The organism is Parabacteroides sp. TM07-1AC (genome assembly GCF_003480915.1).
GTDB lineage: Bacteria > Bacteroidota > Bacteroidia > Bacteroidales > Tannerellaceae > Parabacteroides > Parabacteroides chongii.
Genome location: NZ_QUKD01000005.1, coordinates 265,944 through 285,912, shown reverse-complemented (window position 1 = coordinate 285,912; position 19,969 = coordinate 265,944). Strand labels below are relative to the sequence as shown.

The 19,969-nt window shown below is 42.5% G+C and carries 10 protein-coding genes; 3 read left to right on the top strand and 7 right to left on the bottom strand.

Going from position 1 to position 19,969, the window contains the following annotated elements; translation table 11 throughout:
• Positions 1-3: 3 nt before the first annotated feature.
• Positions 4-1,509, top strand: coding sequence for a lipopolysaccharide biosynthesis protein (locus DXD68_RS12905; RefSeq protein ID WP_122361974.1), 1,506 nt, complete (start codon positions 4-6; stop codon positions 1,507-1,509).
• Positions 1,510-1,520: 11 nt separating this feature from the next.
• On the opposite strand, the gene DXD68_RS12900 is transcribed toward DXD68_RS12905, so the two are convergent.
• Positions 1,521-3,590, bottom strand: a complete 2,070-nt coding sequence (locus DXD68_RS12900) for a sensor histidine kinase (RefSeq protein ID WP_122361973.1) — start codon at positions 3,588-3,590, stop codon at positions 1,521-1,523.
• Positions 3,591-3,794: 204 nt separating this feature from the next.
• Here DXD68_RS12900 and DXD68_RS12895 point away from each other — a divergent pair, with 204 nt between their 5' ends.
• Positions 3,795-5,153, top strand: coding sequence for a TIGR00341 family protein (locus DXD68_RS12895; protein ID WP_122361972.1), 1,359 nt, complete (start codon positions 3,795-3,797; stop codon positions 5,151-5,153).
• Positions 5,154-5,171: 18 nt separating this feature from the next.
• The gene (locus DXD68_RS12890; protein ID WP_353934106.1) at positions 5,172-7,304 is read left to right on the top strand and encodes a S46 family peptidase; all 2,133 of its coding nucleotides are present in this window, start codon (positions 5,172-5,174) and stop codon (positions 7,302-7,304) included.
• Between the two features lie 196 nt (positions 7,305-7,500).
• On the opposite strand, the gene galA is transcribed toward DXD68_RS12890, so the two are convergent.
• The 6 genes from galA to DXD68_RS12860 all read right to left on the bottom strand — a co-directional run bounded on the left by galA (position 7,501) and on the right by DXD68_RS12860 (position 19,857).
• Entirely contained in the window at positions 7,501-10,335 is a 2,835-nt protein-coding gene (gene galA / locus DXD68_RS12885; RefSeq protein WP_122361969.1) for a beta-galactosidase GalA, read from the bottom strand.
• Between the two features lie 15 nt (positions 10,336-10,350).
• Positions 10,351-11,298: an alkaline phosphatase family protein gene (locus DXD68_RS12880; protein ID WP_122361967.1), complete on the bottom strand. Its 948-nt coding sequence runs from the start codon at positions 11,296-11,298 to the stop codon at positions 10,351-10,353.
• A 138-nt stretch (positions 11,299-11,436) separates the two neighbouring features.
• Positions 11,437-14,106: a beta-galactosidase gene (locus DXD68_RS12875; RefSeq protein WP_122361965.1), complete on the bottom strand. Its 2,670-nt coding sequence runs from the start codon at positions 14,104-14,106 to the stop codon at positions 11,437-11,439.
• A gap of 108 nt (positions 14,107-14,214) precedes the next feature.
• Positions 14,215-14,676, bottom strand: coding sequence for a DUF5018-related domain-containing protein (locus DXD68_RS12870; protein WP_122361963.1), 462 nt, complete (start codon positions 14,674-14,676; stop codon positions 14,215-14,217).
• Between the two features lie 34 nt (positions 14,677-14,710).
• The gene (locus DXD68_RS12865) at positions 14,711-16,450 is read right to left on the bottom strand and encodes a RagB/SusD family nutrient uptake outer membrane protein (RefSeq protein WP_122361961.1); all 1,740 of its coding nucleotides are present in this window, start codon (positions 16,448-16,450) and stop codon (positions 14,711-14,713) included.
• 29 nt (positions 16,451-16,479) lie between these two features.
• Positions 16,480-19,857, bottom strand: a complete 3,378-nt coding sequence (locus DXD68_RS12860; RefSeq protein ID WP_122361960.1) for a SusC/RagA family TonB-linked outer membrane protein — start codon at positions 19,855-19,857, stop codon at positions 16,480-16,482.
• Positions 19,858-19,969 lie beyond the last annotated feature (112 nt).

Below are 19,969 nucleotides of genomic sequence, written 5' to 3'. Positions count from 1 at the left end.
GTTATGGCTGGAGGAATGAAGCGGCTCGCAGGAGAGACTGCGATTTATGGCGTTAGCAGTATTGTAGGGAAATTCCTGAACTGGATGCTCGTGCCGATGTATACGCGTGTACTGGCAACGGAGAGTGATTTTGGGATCGTTACGAATTTATATGCCTGGACGGCGTTGTTGATGGTTATACTTACTTATGGGATGGAAACGGGATTTTTCCGTTTTATGAATAAGAAGGAAATAACGCTTCCGATGCGGGTATATGCTACCACTTTGTTTAGTATAGCTTCCACTTCCGTTCTGTTCCTGGTGATCATTTTTAATGCCTTGCATCCTATCAGTAATTCTTTGGGATATGCTTCGAATCCGGAATTTGTCGGAATGATGGCGGCTATTGTAGCGATAGATGCCTTTTGCTGTATCCCGTTTGCTTTTCTGAGATATCAGGGAAAAGCGGTTCGTTTTGCCTCTATAAAGCTGTTCAATATTTTTTTAAATATTATCCTGGTTCTTTTCTTTTTAATAGTTTGTCCGTGGTTATCCGATCATCTTCCGGCTTTGGTTAATTGGTTTTATATGCCCGATTACCAGGTCGGTTATATCTTTATTGCTAATGTGATAACTTCGGTGGTAACCTTTGTTTTGCTTATTCCGGATATGGTTCCGGGGTTGCGTGAAAAAGCCAGTTTCGTTTTGCTCCGTCAAATGCTCAAATACTCTTTCCCAATATTGATCTTGGGAATAGCCGGTATCTTTAACCAGACGGCAGATAAGATATTATTTCCTTTTCTGTTTGAAGATAAGGAGTTGGCAAATACACAGCTGGGAATATATGGTGCCTGCTTTAAAATAGCTGTTGTACTGGTGATGTTTACCCAGGCGTTCCGCTATGCTTATGAGCCATTCATCTTTGCGAAGAATAAGGATGATGACAGCAAGAAGTCCTATTCGGAAGCGATGAAGTATTTCATTATTTTTTCATTGATCATATTCCTGGGAGTCATGTTCTATATCGATATATTAAAGCATTTTGTGGCAGAAGCTTATTATCCGGGATTACGTGTGGTACCTATCGTTATGTTGGGTGAATTATTTTTCGGTATTTATTTCAATCTTTCGTTTTGGTATAAATTGATTGATCAAACCCAGTGGGGAGCTTATTTCTCAACGATCGGGTGTATAGCTACGATTCTGATTATTGTATTCTTTGCTCCAACATACGGATATATGGCTTGTGCATGGGCCTCTTTTGCCAGTAATCTGATCATGATGCTTCTTTCATATCTTATCGGCCAAAAGAAATTCCCGATACAATACGATCTTAAATCCGCAGCTATCTATTCTGTTTTAGCCGTCGCTTTCTATCTCGCCGGCATGTTGCCGACGATAGAATCGGAGTTTTTGCGTTTAGGATACCGTACTTTGCTGCTTTGTCTGTTTGTCGGTATCGTGGTGAAACGTGATTTGCCGTTACAGGAATTACCCTATGTCGGACGTTATTTTGGGAAAAAGAAATAGTTCCCGAATATTTATTCCGGTTTGAGGGGGAGCGTCAGGATGATACGTAGGCCGGTTGTATAATCGGGGTCTACGTAAATCTTACCTTTCATACGGTGTGCAATCTGCCGGCAGAGGTATAATCCCAATCCGGAACCCGGAACGAAATCGTCTGCTTTGGTGAACCGCTCGAATATCCATTCACGTTGGTCAGGGGAAATGCCACAACCGGTGTCTGTGATCTCAACTACCATCCGGTTCTGTTCCTCTTCTGCTTTGTAAGCAAGGGTAATGTGTCCCTTGTCGGTGAATTTATTCGCATTGTTCAACAGGTGGGACAGGATGAGGCTGAAATGGTTTGCATTGGTGTAAGCCATATCTTTTTGCCGGTCGCCTTCGATCTGGTATTCAATATCCTCTTTTCCGTTAAGCCTCTTCAATTGTTCCATTTCACAAGAGCAAAGCAGGTGGATATTGACCGGTGATAATGATAATTCTTCCTTATTACTGTCCAGTTGGGCAATTTCCAGAACACTGTTCATCATGGAAGTGATGTGGTTGCAATTCTCGAAAATGATTTTGCTGAATTCCTGTTTTTCTTCGGCTGTAATATCTTCTTCCGTGATCAGGTCGGCAAATCCGTTGATCGCATTCAATGGTGTCCGGACCTCATGACACATGTTTTTAATGAAAGCATTTTTCATCCGCTCACTTTCCTGGGCTTTCTCGCTGGCAAGGATTACTTGTAGGTTAGATTCTTGCAGTTTTATATATAAAGCTTTAATTTTCCATAAGCGAAATGCGACAAAAATGGCAAAACTGACGGCCAGGATGAATAAAGACAGGAACATATAGAGTTGATTTCTGCTCTTTTGCAGATCGATTTCCAATGCTTTCTTTTCAATGACCAGTTCATCTACCCGTTTTTTGATTTCCAGGTCTTCCAGCTTCTCGTTCATGTTCCTGATCCGTGTAGAGTCCAGCAACAGGGTATATTCTTTTTGAGCCTGATAAGCATCCTTATAAAGATGAAGGCTGTCGAGCATATCTATTTTATCCTTCAGAGTCGATATGATATGATCGGACAGGTCAATTTTGAAGTCAGCTGTACGGAAATAATGCATGACGGAATCGCAATATTGTGTGGCTTTCAAGAGTTGATCTGTTGTCCGGTAATAATTAAGCGATGTGAAAAGTCGATCGTAATCTGCAGAAAAGGGGGCATCTTCAGGATATTGCCTGTTCAAGTCCATAAAATGCTGATAATAGGAAGTTGCCATATCTTTACCGAATGTTTTAGCGGTACAAGCCAGACAGGAATAGGCATTGAGCAGATGTCGTTTGGTTACATAAGGACGCTTTTTCATCTCTTTTGTTTCTGCATATTCTTTTTGCATGTAAAGATACTGAAAGGCGTATTTGGCCTGGTCTGTCGGATCAAGTGAATAGAGCGTCAGGAGGTTAAACGTGTTCAGGCGGAACAGATAAGAATATTGCAGCGGGATATTTTCAGAAAGTGTTATAACCTCTTTAAAGCGTGTACAGATATCGTTATGCAATTTTTCTTCATTACCCGGTTCTTCGCGGTTGCTGTATGCCATTCCCAACAGGTAATTGATGGACATTTTTTCCAGTGGTGACAAATCTTTGTCTGTTTCCAGTTTAAGCTGGTATTGTTCTATCAACTTTTTTCTGCTTTCCCCTTCTGTATAAAAGACGACACGTACATCGATGATCGTTTGCATATAAGTAACCAAAAAATCGCGTGCTTTCCCTTTCAGTTCGCGTTTTGCCTCGTCCATGTAGACATCGGTACTGTCTTTGATGTCGTTGTTGACGTAGAAACGAAGAATTTCAGTAAGAGCTGCTTCTTTATAGTAATCGTCGTTCTCGGCAATAGCTTCTTTATAAAGTTCTTTGGCATAGTTGACTTGTTCCTCTTGACGGGAGATATCCATTAGGTTAGTCAGTATTTCCAGCTTTTCCCGGGCGGAGGTTACTGATTTTAAACCAGCGTTTAAGATTTCTTTAGTCGCAGAATTATTAGCTACGACAGACAGGACGTAACTAAGCAGATATATAAGAATTAAGTAGCGTTTCATTATTTATATAGATATTAAAATGAACTCTTGTCGTAAAATGTGATTGCTCATTCGCAAAGTTAATTGAAAATCAACAATTCTTTTAATTTTGAACAACTTATTCTTGTTCACACTTCTTATTTTTTATTTCGATATACAATTTCTATCTTTGCACGATTAAGGTGAGGCTATTAGTCGGAGTATTTATAAATACAAGTTAGTGGGATGGAAAAAGGAGTGTTACACAAGCAAATACGCGACTTCTTTGTTCGTAATTTTGACGTTCGCCAAGAGAAAGAAAATGAACTGGAAACAGTTGAATCTATAAAGAAAGGTATTGAGTTTAAAGGTACTAATCTTTGGGTTTTGATCTTTGCAACATTTGTCGCTTCATTGGGGTTGAATACCAACTCTACTGCGGTGATTATCGGTGCGATGTTAATCTCTCCGTTGATGGGACCTATTATGGGATTCGGTCTTGGATTGGGTATCTATGACTTTGAACTGATCAAGCGCTCTTTCCGTAATTTTCTGACAGCAACTGTCTTTAGTGTAATCACTTCAACCTTGTTTTTTCTGATCTCACCAATCAGTGAGGCACAAAGTGAATTGTTGGCGCGTACGCAACCGACCGTGTATGATGTCCTGATCGCTTTCTTCGGTGGATTGGCGGGAATTGTTGCCAGTTCTACCAAAAGTAAGGGAAATGTGATTCCGGGTGTGGCTATCGCAACGGCGTTGATGCCTCCGCTTTGTACGGCGGGTTTCGGATTGGCAAGTGGTAATCTGTATTATTTCTTCGGAGCTTTTTATCTCTATTTCATCAATACGGTATTTATCAGCCTGGCTACTTTCGTGGTTGTCCGGCTTTTGAAATACCCTAAAAAGGTGTTCCTGGATAAGCAACGTGAGAAAGTGGTGACGCGCTATGTCGGTGTGATCGTATTTTTCACGATCGTTCCCAGTCTTTTCTTAAGTTATAACCTGATCCGTTCCAGTTATTTCAATGACCGGGTTACCAATTTCGTATCGGAAGAGCTGGCGTTCCCGAATACGCAGATATTAAGCAAAACGGTGACAAATACCAGTGAGAAGCAGGAGGTGAAGGTCGTATTGATCGGTGAAAACGTGCCGGACCCGATGATCGAAATAGCACGGAGCCGGCTTCGCAAATATGGACTGAAAGATGTTTCATTAGTTGTCCAGCAAGGTTTTGGACAGGAAGCCACAGATATAAATGAACTGAAAAGCATGTTGATGCAGGATCTTTATAAGAATAGTGAAGAAGTTTTACGTGTACAGTCCATACAGATCGATTCGTTGAAAAAGACGGTCGACCGTTATAAAAATGCTTCACGTATCACATCCGAACTGATCCCGGAAATGAAAGTATTATTTCCGGCCGTTCTCGAAGCCTCCTGTTCGAATACCTATATTATGACTACCGACAGCATGAAGCAGGATACGGTTATGTTGGTTTACCTGAAAAGTAAAGAACGTATCAATGAAAAAGAACAACAAAAAATACGGGAGTGGTTGGAGGCCCGTGTGAATGCAAAGAATATCAAATTACTAATCGAATAAATATAAAGAATGAATTTTATGAAGAAGGTATGGGCAGTTTTACTGCTTCTGATTGCTGCAGGCCAGGTATATGCCGATGAGGGTATGTGGGTTCTGAAGGAATTAAACAAACAGAACCTGGCGAGGATCAAGGAACTTGGATTTGTTCCGTCCTACAAGCAGCTCTACAGTGAAACTGACCCGTGTGTGGCCAATGCTGTTGTGATTTTTGGTGGCGGATGTACCGGTATTACCGTATCGGAAGAGGGATTGGTCTTTACCAATCATCACTGTGGTTTCGGCTCGATCCAGCAGTTGAGTAGTGTTGAACATGATTATCTGAAAGATGGTTTTGTTTCGCAGAGTAAGGAAGAAGAGTTGCCCGTTCCGGGTTTGAGTGTCCGATACCTGCGTGAGACAGTGGATGTCAGTGACCGTATCAACGGTGAAATCGCGAATATTGAAGAAGAATATCTGCGTTTGGCTGCTGCCGATTCTATCGGACAGGTAATCTGCGACTCTATCGGCAATACGGAATTTCAGTCGGCAGACGTGATCCCTTTCTACAATAATAACAAGTATTTCCTGGTTGTTTACGATGTATTCAACGATGTTCGTATGGTGTTTGCTCCGCCCAGTTCTGTCGGAAAGTTCGGTGGCGATACGGATAACTGGATGTGGCCGCGTCATACGGGTGATTTCTCTGTATTCCGTGTGTATGCCGATGGCAATAATAAACCGGCAGAATACAGCAAAGACAACAAGCCGTACAGTCCTAAATATGTAGCGGAAGTATCTCTGCAGGGCTATCAGGATAAAGACTATGCGATGACGATCGGTTTTCCGGGAAGTACGGACCGCTATCTGAGTTCATGGGGCGTAAAACAGCGTATCGAAGACAGCAATAAACCGCGTATCGAGGTGCGTGGCGTGAAGCAGGCTATTTGGAAAGAAGCTATGTTGGCCAGCGATGAAGTTCGCATTAAATATGCATCTAAATATGCAGGAAGTTCCAACTATTGGAAGAACTCGATCGGTATGAACCGCGGTTTGGCTAACCTGAACGTGATAGACCGTAAGAAGGAAGAAGAAGCTGCTTTTGCAGCCTGGGTTGCTCAGACACCGGAGCGTAAAGAAAAATATGGAGAAGTACTGGAATTATTGGAAAAAGGATATACTTCGACAGATGAATACAGAAATGTTTCCACTTATTTGTCTGAAGCATTTGTGAGCGGTACTGAAATAGTGCGTCTGGCACGTATGGTTCAGGGAGTGGATGTAAATGGTTCTACTCCGGAAGAGATAGACAGCATTCTGCAGGATAAGATCCAGCCGTTCTTTAAGGATTATGATGCTACGCTCGATCAGAAAGTACTGGCAGCCATGATGCAGGTAGTGAAAGAACGTGTTCCTGCCCAGTATCTGCCGGATATCTATCAGAAGATCGATAAAAAGTATAAGGGCAATTATGCTAAATATGCAGCAGATGTCTTTAAAAAGACTTCCTTGCTATCATACGACAAGATCGAGAAGATGCTGAAAGATCCTAAACTGTATGCGAAACTGAAAAAAGATCCGGCAGCCGAACTGAGCTTGTCTACGCTGATTTCTTTATTCGAATTGCAGCAGTTTATGGGTGATGCCCATTTCGAAATCGCTAAAGGCGAGCGTCTGTATTTTGCCGGACTGAAAGAGATGTATCCGGAAAAGGCCCTTTCTTCGGATGCGAACTTCACTATGCGTTTGAGCTACGGTTCCATCGGCGGTTACCGTCCGTATGATGCTGCCTGGTATGATTATTACTCTACAGAAAAAGGTATTCTTGAAAAAGAGAATCCGGAAGATGACGAATTTTGGGTTCAGCCGGAAATCCTGGATCTGATCCGCAGCAAAGACTTCGGTCAGTATGCCAATGAAAACGGCGAATTACAGCTTTGCTTCTTAACGAACAACGATATTACCGGTGGAAACTCAGGAAGCCCTGTATTCGATAAAAACGCCCGTTTGATCGGTCTTGCTTTCGATGGAAACTGGGAAGCGATGAGTGGCGATATCGCATTCGAACCGGACTTGCAGCGTTGTATCGCAGTAGATATCCGTTATGTCCTTTACATGATCGACAAATGGGGAAAATGCCCGCGCTTGATCAAGGAATTGCAGCTGGTTAGATAACGAGTAATAGTATTCAACAAGAAGGCTGCGCCATCTCTTCACAGGGAATTAGACGCAGCCTTTTCTGTTAACATTTTTTAGGCGCACCATCTAACCAACGTTGGTTACGCCCCTTGCCTAACGTTGGTTAGGAGGGTTAACCAACGTTGGTGAGCTATCCTGCCTAACGTTGGGCAGGGAGGCTGACTAAAGGTGGTTATTTTACAGCCCGTTTGGTCCGGACTGTTACATTACCTTTCAGGCCTACGGCACTGTCTGTTGTTCCGTTCAGTAATACTCGCAGGTCACATCTTTCGTTTACTGCAGGGAACTCGACTGTAAAGTCTTCTTCCTTATCTGATGCCTTGGAGCCTATCTGTTTTCCGTTCAACCAAATTTCTGCTTTCCCCGTCAACTGTTTGAAGAGGATACTTCCACCTTCTGTCTTATGTGCTTCATAGGGATTGAACGTGGAACGTAATATAACGAAGTTGGCATTTTCCAGTTTGATCAGTTCATTACCTGCTACCGGTTGCCAGCTGTTCATGTCGTTGTCTGCTATCTGGCGGGTTGCATCAGGCTTCTCGGTCGAAAGGGGAGAAGCAACCCATTTATTCAGCAACATAGGCGGAAATTCAGGAGCAATGGATGGAATAGGAGCGACCTGGTCGGCATTGATTGTAATCGCAGCCGGTTTTAATCCGGGAGTGGAGGCTGTCAGTGTAATTGTTCCTGCGCCTTCTTTACTTTGGATGATCACTTGTGCAAGGCCATTAAACAGGCTGCGTTTATTCCCTTTTTCCGGTTCGTGACAATTGGGGTCACCATTTCCCAAACCGATGATTTCTGCCGGACCGGTTACGGTGAATTCGATCATATGGTTGGCTGTCGGGACGTGGCGGCCTTTGGAATCGACGACCTCTACGGTTATAGGCATAGCATCTCTTCCGTCGCCTGCCAGGTTGTTACGATCCGGAGTCAGGCGGACCTGGACAGGTTCTTTAGTCGTTTCCACCTTCGTTCGCGAAACGATCTTGCCGTTTTTGTAGCCGATCGCTTCCAGTTTGCCCGGCTTGTAAGGAACGAACCAGGTATTCATTTCATAGGGATCTACCTGTTGTTCGGATATTTCTTTGCCGTTCAGCAACAGTTTCACTTTGTCTGCATTGCTTAAAGCCATTACTTTGATCGGTTTTCCGATGGAATCGGCAGGCCAGTTCCAGTGTGGGACCAGTTCCAGGATTGGCTTATCCTTTACCCATTGTGCCTGATGCAGATAATAAGCCATTTTGGGGAAACCACATAAGTCCATGATGCCGAAGAAGGAACTGACTGTTGGCCAGCGATGCGGAGTCGGCTCGCCATGATAATCGAATCCGGTCCAGTAGAAGCAACCGGCCATCCAGGGACGTTCGTTCACAGCTTTCCAGGCTCTGCGATGCGTAGCACCCCAGCCGGCACATTCAGTGTCATAGGAATCCATCACGTGCGTTTCGTAGTCTGTCTTATATTCTCCTCGGGTCATAAAGGCCGAACCATCTTCCGAACTGGTCAGAGGAAGTTCCGGATTCTCTTCATGGAAGCGGTCGTAACTTTCGATCTGGTAATTGAATCCTCCGACATCTACAGCTTGTGATACATTGTATTTGGAGAAGAATCCTCCGTTCATGGCTGCCGTAATAGGGCGAGTCGGATCCATCTTTTTAACGACATCATACATACGTCGAACCATTTCAACCCCGTTTTCCGTGCCCTGCATCGGTTCTTCATTGAAAACAGACCAAAGGATGACACTTGGACAATTACGGTCGCGGCGTACTTGCCACTCCAGTTGACGCACATATTCGGGTGAAGTGTTGAACAATCTGTTTTCATCTAAAACCATGATACCCATGCTGTCGCAAGCAGCCATAAACTCTTTGGCAACCGGATTATGAGCTACACGATAGGCATTGACTCCCATCTCTTTCAATTTGCGGAGGCGGAATTCCCAAAAGGCATCGGGAACGGCAACACCGACTCCGGCGTGATCCTGGTGGTTACAAACACCTTTTATCTTGATGTTCTCTCCATTCAGCCAAAAACCTGTATTGTTATCGAAACGGATGGTACGGAAGCCGCATTTGGTTTCGACCTCATCGGTTACAATGCCGTTTTGTTTCACTGTAGTCTTTACTTTATAGAGGCTAGGACTGTCGGGTGACCAAAGTTTCGGGTCTGATACGGTCAGCGGGAGATGGGTAATGCCTTCTCTTAATGCAGTGACAGAGACTGCTTTTGACTGTGTTGTCATTTGTTTGCCATCGGGAGCGAACAGGGTGACTTCGACTTCTCCGTCAGCCGGTAACTTGCCCGAGTTATATAAAGTAACTTCCACAGGTATTTCCCATTGGCTGTCGTTCTTCTTTACCGGATGAGCAAATACACCGTCGGTAATGATATGCAGCGGCGAACGTTTGACCAGCCATGTATGACGGTAGATTCCCGCTCCTTCATACCACCAGCCTTCCTGTGCTTCTGCATCCACGCGTACGGCGATCGTATTGATCTCATCTCCGTAAGTCGCATACGGAGTGATGTCGATATACATGGAGGTGTATCCGCACCAGTTGCGATGCAGTACAGTTCCGTTTACCCAAATGGTTGCATGGGTTGAAATACCGTCGAATTGTATCTCAAGATGTTTCCCCTTGTCTTCGGGATCGAGTTTGAATTTGCGGCGATACCAGCCAAAACCGCGGTCGTAGTATCCCTGGGAGAGGTTGGCATCCGGATTCACATTCCCTTCGATGGCCCAGTCATGAGGTAGATTGACTATACGCCAGGAAGAGTCGTCATAGTTTGGAGAGGCGACTCCGCTTACATATCCGGCTTTGGCGTTCCGGTAAGTTGCATTATGGCCTTTGATGACCGGATAAGGGATATCCCCTTTGTGGAAGCTCCAGCCTTTATCGAGGGACAGGACTTCGCGCTTGGTTACTTTTTCCTGTGCATGTGCCTGCAGAGAGAAGCTTATGCACAAAAGAAGTAGAAAACTTTTGAATGTTGTCATTGTAATATTATTGGATTATTTGAATATCGATTTTATTACCTCTCCAGTCCAGGATAAAGGTTGATCGACCTTGAACAGATGCAGGATAGTTGCTGCAGTATTTACCGTATTATTGGCTTCTGTGATCTTGAATCCTTTTTTTATTCCGGGACCAGTGATTCCCCACGGCACGATCATTTCGTCTGTGCTGACTCCGCCATGTCCGTAATTAATACCGCCATGGTCTGTGAGAAACATGAAATGAGTATCTTTATACATTCCTTCCTGTTTCATTTTATTGATGAACTTGCCGATCTCGATGTCTGCTTCTTCAATCGATCGGATATATTCCGGAGACATCCATTTATATTTATGTCCGGCATGATCGGTATGCACAGAGTAGAGAAAGACTAAAGTCGGATTTGTCCGATTTGCCATCAGGAAGGACAATGCTTTTTCATAATTCGGTATGTAAGCATCCTGTTCAAGATAACTTACTTCGTCGAAATATTGTTTGTTATATGGATAGAACAGATTGATCCAGTTATAGTAAAATGCCGTTTTCATCGTAGGAATAGCATCTTTCAATATTTTGAATACCGAAGGATAATATCCTGCATTGTCTTTTTCTATAGCGGGTAATGTGAATTTGGTTATTTCCCAGCTGTTGTCCACTACACCGTGCTGTTCCGGACCGCTCCCGGTTAGATGGCTGGTCCAGTTGGGTAATGTGACCGAAGGCATGACCACACGTGTCTCTAGTGAAAGCGAACCCTCGGCCATCAGTGCATCCAGATTGGGTGTTTTTGCTTTCAGATATCCGTCTACGCAAATGCCGTCGAGAGAGATTAAAACAATGCGTTTTGCACGGGAGGCGCTTGCCTTTGTTGATAAAGCCGTTGTGGGACTGGCAAGGGAGACAGTACCTAATGTCAATGCTCCGGCAAGTCCTTTCTTAAAAAAGTTTCTTCTTGAGTTTTCCATAGGAGTTTATATTTTATATTGTTTTGTCAATGGTTTAGCAGTGCTCAAAAATAATGGAATATATTGTTTTACACTTAATTTTCACAAAAAAAGTACGCAAACGTTTGCGTACTTTTCTTTTGCCCTGTTTACATGAGTTTAAATAGAATCCATTTCTATTTTGAAACGATATTCCTGTTTTACCTGAATACCGGAAATAGTAGGATTTACACAATCGGCAGGATCAACATTTTTTTCAAAATAAATAGGAGCGTCAGCCGATTTTAATCCGTTGATGCGGATTTCCATCGGGTTGACATCAATGGCTTCTTTTAACCGACTTAAGCTAAGAATCCAGTCTGTACCGTCATAGAATGAATCTCCTATTAACCGACCGTTCTGGTATGCGTTGGCTATATCCCCTTTGTAGGAGATATACATGCGTGTTTCTTCTTCTCCGGAAGATACCCTCGGAGCTTTTATTTCGTAGAGGGCAATGTGTTCTTTCGGATCGTAAGTGACAACCTTTTTTTCTTCTTTTGCGATAATTACCGGTTGATTGTCTTTTGCCGATAGCCAGGTTGCATCTGTATTCCATATAATACGTTCGCCGTTCTTCAAGAGAATTTCAATCTCGGCCATGACACTTTTATTTGTCGGTAAAGAGAACTCTATCGTATTGTCTTCTTTTTGAAGTAAAGAAGTTACGTCAGCATACGAATAATGGTCCATCGTAGTCGTTTTAGCCTCTTTACCGTTTAGAATACAACGGACAGAAGTTGGAGAGACGTAGCGTAAATAGGCCTGTTCTATCGTAGAGAATGTATTCAGAACAAATGAGCGTTTTACTTTATCTCCTTCTGTCGGTCGGATCCACTGACTTTTTTCCATAGGTGTGATTGAACGGAAAGTGGCTTGCAGATTGCGTGGGGCTGCCTGATACTTTTGTTGTTTGAAGGAACCATTCCGGTACATCCATATTTCTGTTGCAGGCCGATCATCGATAAGCGTGATCTTGTCCTTGTCGTAGATCAATGCCGAATGAGTGATAGCAACAAATTCTTTTCCTTTTAGAGTTCCTTTCCATATATGGTCAGATTCCTCTTCCGTCAATGTCACGAAACGTACCGTCGAACCGTCCTTTTTAGTGATTTCGATTACGCATTCTTTACCAGGAGTTAACTGATTGATAAAATATCCGTTTTTCTCTTTTTTACAACTGCCGTTTTTTACTTTAACATCCAGTATTTCTTTGTCTGCTATTAGATATTCACTTTGAATATAATCGTCTTCAAAAAAGAAATAGGTATCGTTGTTATCTTCTTTTAAAGAGCAAATAGGTTGTGCGGTTGCATATTTCAATAAGACATTGCTCAATTCTTGATTGAACGGCCAAAGGAAATAAGTTCCATCTTTTATTGTCACTTTTTTACGCGGCATACGGATGGTTTCATCTTTCAGCTTTATGGAAAACTGAACATTTTTATAATCTTTCTTACCGTTTCTGTATAAATAGTTCGAACAAAATAAGTATCCTGTAGCCCCATTGTTACGAACAGCCCATTGTAAATTATCACGATTTTGATTTTCTTTGGGAAGATAAGCGATGGATGGTGCCAATGTCGTTCCAAAATCATTCATGAAATAATTATATTTTTTAGTTTCCTGCATAACAGTACCTAATGTTCCAAATTCACGGATCGGTGCTTGATAATCGTAACTGATCCGTGGTCCGGAAGATTGGAAGGTTCTCTTTTCTCCTACGGGGTTGGAGCCACCTACATACATGTAATATCCCATTAGATTAGCCCCACATCCCAGGCGTAAATTAATCATTTCTCCCGCCAGTTCTTCAGGGACAACTGCGCGGCGGTGATAAAATGTGGTTGACCCGACACCGACTTCACAGGTAAAGAAAGGAGAATCGTTGTTCTCTCCACTCAATGATTCTACGTCTCCTTCGATTTTGATGATATCTGTGCCGATGTTATCGGATAAACGATTGTAAGTAAAGAACTCAAAGTTAGAAGTTGGCATTTCTTCTTTTCCGGTGGTAGTCCACGGTGCTTCAATATAGAAGCCGGCGTAAGGCACGATTTCTCCTTTAGGATATTCACTGTCCATCCAGTGAGTCATGGTATAAAGAGGTACATCGAAACCAATTTCGACAGCCATTTTCTTCAAGTTCATTAAATGAGAGACGATCATTCCTCTTGTTACATATTCATTTTCTAGTTGAAGAGCCATGATCGGACCGCCATCTTTCCATAGCAAGCCATTGATCTGTTCATATAAACCTTGATACCATCGACGCGTATATTCAAGGTATAGAGGGTCATTCGAGCGAACTTTGAGGTGTTTGTTTTCGACAATCCAGTCAGGAAGTCCTCCGTTCTTGATTTCTGCATTGCAATAGGGGCCGACGCGGAGATGTACTTTCAACCCTAACTCTTTACATAATTCAACAAAACGCCGGAGATTGAGATGACCTTCCCAGGATAATTCGCCTTCCGTCTCTTCATGTAATGACCAAAGACAGTAGGTCGCAACGATATTAATGCCGGAAGCTTTCATTTTCAATAGAGCGTCTCGCCAATAGTCCGGCTGCATCCGGCTGTAGTGAAATTCCCCCATGACAGGTAGTTTTGGAATTCCTCCTTCATCCATGTACAGGTTATTTATACGGATTTCTTTTCCGGCCGGACCTGGATTACCTAGTGTCAGGTATTTGACGGAAGGAAGGGAGACTTTACTTAGGTCTATCGTATGCTGGGCGGAGATTGTTCCCGCGATAAGAGAAAAAACGGATAATAAGCGTATTTTATTCATTCCCGATAATATTGAATTTAGTTAAGAGGCTGGGTTAAAAAGGATAAAAAATCCTTCTTAACCCAACTTTCAGAAAAAAGTTAAAAGAGTATGTTTTACGAAATTTCCTTATTTTACGAAATTCGTAATCTTGATTGTCCAGTTTGCATCATCCCCGTTTCCGGCTGTAACTTTATATACAAATTCTTTTGTTGAAAAGTCGGAGGGGAATGTTCCCATTGCCGGAGCACCACCAACCGGGCTGATACGGGCAGAAGAGGATGCATCTACATTGATTGCCAAGGTGCTTAATGAAACCTGATTTCTGATTTCGGTTGTAAAAGTTTGTGTGGCATCAGGTACTTTAATCGAACAGACTATTTCTTTTGCATTATTGTCGATTGTCTTCTCCGTACCCATTTCTATCACCCGGAGTCTTTTACCACTCTCATCCCACCATCTGTATTCAAAACGAATATTTGTAATATCATTCTGATTGTACGTTTCCAAGTCATCCAAACCGGCCTTCAGACAAGATGTGTTTATGACGATCAATAAAAGTAGAACTAAATAATTATACAGTGCTTTCATTTTTCTTGTTGTTTTATAAGATATTTATGATTTGTTACCATCCTTCGTTTTGATCGAGAGACGGGTTATTTACTCTTTCTCCTTCAGGAACCGGGAACAAATATCTTTTCTTTGTAAAGATACGTTCGTTGGAAGAGCTCTGATAGGGTAAAGGAATAATTTCAAAGCTTTTTCCGTCTTCGGAAATACTGATAGCGTGATGAGCTTTTGTCAATTCTTCCACTTTATCTTTTTTGTCGGCTTTTCCCCATCGCAATAGACTCCAATATCTGTCACCTTCATGCACTAACTCGATACGGCGTTCGCGTTTATAGGCTTTCCAGGCAAGTTCTGAAGACAAGTTCAAAGGTAGTTCGGGCATCCCACCATGTACTGTGCGGGTTTTGTTAATATATTCAATTGCCGTAGAGATGTTGCCCAAGCGTAACATTGCCTCAGCATAGTTCAGATAAGAGCGTCCCAATCGCAGAACTACGTAATGATAGTAAGTCGGGTCCGAATTCAATAACGGTTTTGCCGTGTATATGCCTTTGCGATAAACATATCCGTTTAGAGCCATTCCCCAATCACCTCCGGCCTTACTATCCCAATGCATGTTACCTTTTGCGCGCATCGTTACGAGGCTGTTGAAAAAATGGCTTGAGTCTTGTACGACAGTTGCATAGAAGCGATTGTCCCGGTTCTTATAAATAGCGTCCGAAACATATCCGCCATTTTGTTGCCAGCTTTTGTAAAAACTACTTTGATCCCAGTCTTTGGCTGTTCCGTCCGTGTCTCTGACTTCGTAATCGTTTACCAGGTCAACGGAAGGAAATGTACCGATCCATCCTTCAAAGCTATCATTCAGTTTAGGATTGGCAAACTCTTTCAGTTTATCATTGTTCACATTCGGAACAAGATTCTGCATCCAGGTATCTGCGAACGTTGTGTTATTTTCATGCCTGAACTGGGCTAGAATAATCTCTTTTGAATTGAGTGCATAATCGAACTCGTTGAACATTTTTTCGTAATCGGTATCCAAACTATATTCTCCGAGGGCAAAAAGGTCTTCACTGGCTTTCTTTGCAATGTTGTAGTACTCATCTTGGCCGGATTCGATATAGGCTGCACCGTGAAGTGCTACTTCCGCCATTAATGCATAGGCTGCACCTTGAGTAAGCATACCTGTCTCGGAGCCTTTAATGGAGGAGGGCAGTTCGGCAGCTGCATCCTGCAAATCTTTCAGTATGAAATCATACGTGTCCTTGATTGTTTCCGTTCTGGGCAGTTCCATCTTTTCTTCCGGATCGAGTACACGATCTACAATCATCAGTTTTCCGAACAAACGAGCACGGCTGAAGTAGATCATGGCACGCTGCATCTTAGCCTGTGCAATCAGGTAATTTTTATCTTGTTCCAGGAAGGTCGTGTTTTCTTCCATTTTTTGGAGCATGAGATTACATTTGCGGATGTTGGTATAAATATCCCCGGCTTTATCTTTATCTGCCCCAGGGTTCCAGCCGGCATCAAAATATCGGTCGATCTGTTCTTTATTTACGTTCGAAGCGTCTCCGTCATCCTGGATGACATCATTGTCCGTCCATTTATCATTCCACACCAACTGTCCGGTGGCATAATTGAGTGAGGGATACAAGAAGGCTTGTGCCAATTCCGCACTTTCCCATACATCGTTTTCCGAGAATTTGTCTAACGGGCCTTTGTCTAGAATGTCACTACAAGCCGTACACCCTATTAGTAAGGCCACTGATATTGTTTTAATATTCATATTTTTCATATTATTAAAATTCAATTGTTATACCTTTATTAAAATCCGACTGTTACACCGATAGAGTAAACACGCTGTACCGGATAACCTCCGTTTGTGGAAGTCGTTTCCGGATCGAAATAGTCTGAAACTCCGGAAATGGTAAATAGGTTGCTTCCCGTCAGGTTTACCCGGCACATGCTGAGCCAGTCTGCATTCTTCAACAGCTTGTATTTGAAATCATAAGATAGTGACAAGTTTTTCAAACGAAGGAATGAAGCATTTTTCACCCAGAAGCTCGATTCTACTTGATTGTTACCTCCGTTAACGCTTGCTGATAACGATTTTCTAGGGAAAAGTGCATCCCTGTTATCTTCTCTCCAATAATCCAGTTGATATTCGTTTTTTACATGGACGGATTCGTCTTTTTTGGTATTGACACCGAATTCCATGTTGCGTTTACCTGTTCCGTAGAGCAGGCCGGATAGAGAAAATCCTTTGTAAGAAAATGCAAAATCCACGCCATAGGTAAAATGAGGAGCGGTAGGCATACCGTAACGTATCTGGTCTTCAGCATCTATCTTTCCGTCACCGTTGAGATCCTGATAAACGATATCTCCTAACTTTGTTTCGGAAGATGCTAACCTGCGCGGTACACCCAATATTTGTTCCGGGGACTGATACAAACCGTTGTCGATAAGTATGACTTTGTAATAATCCGTTTGGTGTGTACTGCGTTTATACGGGTTCATCAGCGTAGATAACGCTTCTTCTTGCTTTACCACATACAAATTGTTGTAATAGGTCATGTTTGTTCCGATCTCATAATGGAAATCCGAACCTATATTATCATTCCATCTCATGGATAACTCAAAGCCTTCGCGACGATGTTCATTGTTCGACTTGATCTGTGGCAATTTGGTCCCCAGCGGAGTCGTGTAACGGTCTTCCGGACTAACCAATCCCCCCTTGGTTATATAAAAGAAATAGTCGACGGAACCTTTTAACCGATAGTTGAAAAAGGCCGCATCAATACCGTAGTTTAGAGAATTACGTGTGTACCAGCTTAATAATTCGGGGGATGTCAGTCCTCCTTCATTAAATCCGGATAATAAATCTCCACCGATACAGATTGCATTTTCAACCATATTGTAAGTGGACAGATAACCGAATCGGTTTACTCCGGACTCTGTCCCCATCTGTCCGTAAGAACCACGTAGCTTTATGAGATCGACGTTCTTCGGATTGAGTTTTTTGAAGAAAGGTTCTTCCGTAATATCCCATCCCAAAGCGACAGATGGGAAGAATCCCCAACGATGTCCCGGAGCAAAATTATCCGAACCATCGTAGCGGAAGCTACCTTCTATATAATAACGGTTCGCGAAGTCATATTTCAAGCGACCAACCAATCCCATTCGACCGCCTTCTTCCGAATTTCCTGCATTTTGCATGGTCGTGCTGGAGCCGGCAAACAACTGATCGACGGTAGTCGACAGATAGTCTCTGCGGGAAGCCCAGAAATTATGTCCGGTATTTTCAGCCAGGGTAAATACCGCCTTGGCATCAATTGAATGCACACTGGCAAATGTACGCTGGAAAGCTGCATTTAATTCAAATTGGTAAGATTCACCGGTATAGGATTCTTCTCTTAGTGATGGTTTTGTTACTTCCAACAATGTACCATCTTTACCATATTGGGGAGCACGGGCTGAAAGCTTTTTTATATGACTGGAATTGACGCGGTAATAAAGCATAGAACCAAGTGACAAACCTTCCACCCAAGGCAATGCCCAGTCGGCTGCAAATTGTGTGTTTAAGTACATTCCGTCGTTCTTATCATATCCGGAGCGTTCATCCATTTCCATCAACGGGTTATCAGATACTGTACTTAAAGTGCCGTCTTCATTGAAGGCAAGATCTAAAGGTGATTTGGCATTCAGATGATCCCAGATTTTATCAGCAGAAAATGAAGGGTATTTTTTCTTTTCCATGGCAGCATTGATGTTGAAAGATACTTTCAGACCAATTTCTTCAAAAGTCGTATTCACATTGCTTCGGAGATTGTATCTTGAATAATTCAAAGCATCGGAAGTGTACAAACTACCTTGGTCGAAAAGACCTAATGAAAGATAATAGTTGACATCTTTCTGATTGCCAGTCATAGATAGAGAATGTCTGTATTCCGGAGCGAAGTTTTTCAATCCTAACGAATACCAGTCTGTATTCGGATACAGGTAAGGATCGGACTGGTTTCGGATGGCATCCATTTCTTCCTTGCTGAATTGATGGTATTCTCCGTATCCGTCTGCTATTGCTGCCTGGTTCTGAACATCTGCATATGTGTAAGCATCCAGTTTCTTTGGTAAAACAGTTGGCTGGCTGTACTGTGCATTGAAAGAGTAGACTATTGACCGTTTGCCTTTTCGACCTTCTTTTGTTTTAACCAAAACAATACCGTCTGCTGCGCGTGAACCGTAAACAGCCAGTGAGGCAGCATCTTTTAAGATGGAGATGCTTTCAATGTCTTCAGAGTTCAATGTTTTGAACTCCCAGTCTGTGGTAATGATACCATCGATAACATATAACGGGTCACCACCGCCACGAATGGATATTTTAGGTTCACTACCCGGTTCTCCGCCTTGGTTCTGGATGATTACGCCGGAAGCCCGTCCCTGCAGGGTGGATGCGACGTTCGGAAAAGGTAAGTCCTGTAATGTTTCTCCTTTTACGGATGTGACGGCAGAAACCATTTTTTTAGCAGAAGTGGTACCATAACCGATAATGATAATTTCATCCAATGTTTCGCTATCTTCTTTTAGCAGGATAGAGAAATCCGATTTGTTTCCGACCGCGATTTCCTGTGCCAGATAGCCTATATAAGAAATAGTAAGGGTTGCGTTTGCCGGAACATCCAGTGTGAAACGACCGTCTATATCTGTGACACTACCAATAGTAGTCCCTTTCACTACGACATTAGCTCCGATAATAGGAGTACCGGTTGTTTCTTTAACAATACCGGATATTTTTCGTTTTTCCTGATTGATTGATCCTTTTTCTGCTTTTCGTAGGGAAATATATCCTTCATTGAAGTTATATTTGATTTGGCTGTCGGCAAATACCTCTTCCAGTACTTCTGAAACAGGTTTGTTTTTTGCTTTGACTTGTACCTGTTCTTGCAGATCGATCTCTTTTTCGCTATACATAAAAAGATAATCGGTCTGTTTCTCTATCTCATGGATAAATTCCCTGAGTGGCAGATTATTCTTGCTGATGCTCACTTTGGCATTTTGGGAATGCAAAGAAGTGGCACTTAGCTGGAAAATTGCAATTAATGTGAGAACTGTCGTTATTTTCATAATACGAATTGTATGCTTTAATTCAATATAATTGACACGATTGAACAATAGCAATAAGTTTTTTTTCATAACTTTGCTCATAGCTTTAAAAGTTAATACTGTTTTTAAATGTTTGTGGAATACATGAAAAAAGGAAGGTATTGACTTAGGGGGTAGGTGCTGGTAACACTTGCCCCTTTTTTTATACCATGTC

What these genes read in the sequence shown, in the direction of transcription:
- galA (WP_122361969.1), bottom strand. Translation starts at nt 10,335, where the DNA reads ATGACAACATTCAAAAGTTTTCTACTTCTTTTGTGCATAAGCTTCTCT.
- DXD68_RS12860 (WP_122361960.1), bottom strand. Translation starts at nt 19,857, where the DNA reads ATGAGCAAAGTTATGAAAAAAAACTTATTGCTATTGTTCAATCGTGTC.
- DXD68_RS12905 (WP_122361974.1), top strand. Translation starts at nt 4, where the DNA reads ATGGCTGGAGGAATGAAGCGGCTCGCAGGAGAGACTGCGATTTATGGC.
- DXD68_RS12900 (WP_122361973.1), bottom strand. Translation starts at nt 3,590, where the DNA reads ATGAAACGCTACTTAATTCTTATATATCTGCTTAGTTACGTCCTGTCT.
- DXD68_RS12880 (WP_122361967.1), bottom strand. Translation starts at nt 11,298, where the DNA reads ATGGAAAACTCAAGAAGAAACTTTTTTAAGAAAGGACTTGCCGGAGCA.
- DXD68_RS12890 (WP_353934106.1), top strand. Translation starts at nt 5,172, where the DNA reads ATGAAGAAGGTATGGGCAGTTTTACTGCTTCTGATTGCTGCAGGCCAG.
- DXD68_RS12870 (WP_122361963.1), bottom strand. Translation starts at nt 14,676, where the DNA reads ATGAAAGCACTGTATAATTATTTAGTTCTACTTTTATTGATCGTCATA.
- DXD68_RS12875 (WP_122361965.1), bottom strand. Translation starts at nt 14,106, where the DNA reads ATGAATAAAATACGCTTATTATCCGTTTTTTCTCTTATCGCGGGAACA.
- DXD68_RS12895 (WP_122361972.1), top strand. Translation starts at nt 3,795, where the DNA reads ATGGAAAAAGGAGTGTTACACAAGCAAATACGCGACTTCTTTGTTCGT.
- DXD68_RS12865 (WP_122361961.1), bottom strand. Translation starts at nt 16,450, where the DNA reads ATGAAAAATATGAATATTAAAACAATATCAGTGGCCTTACTAATAGGG.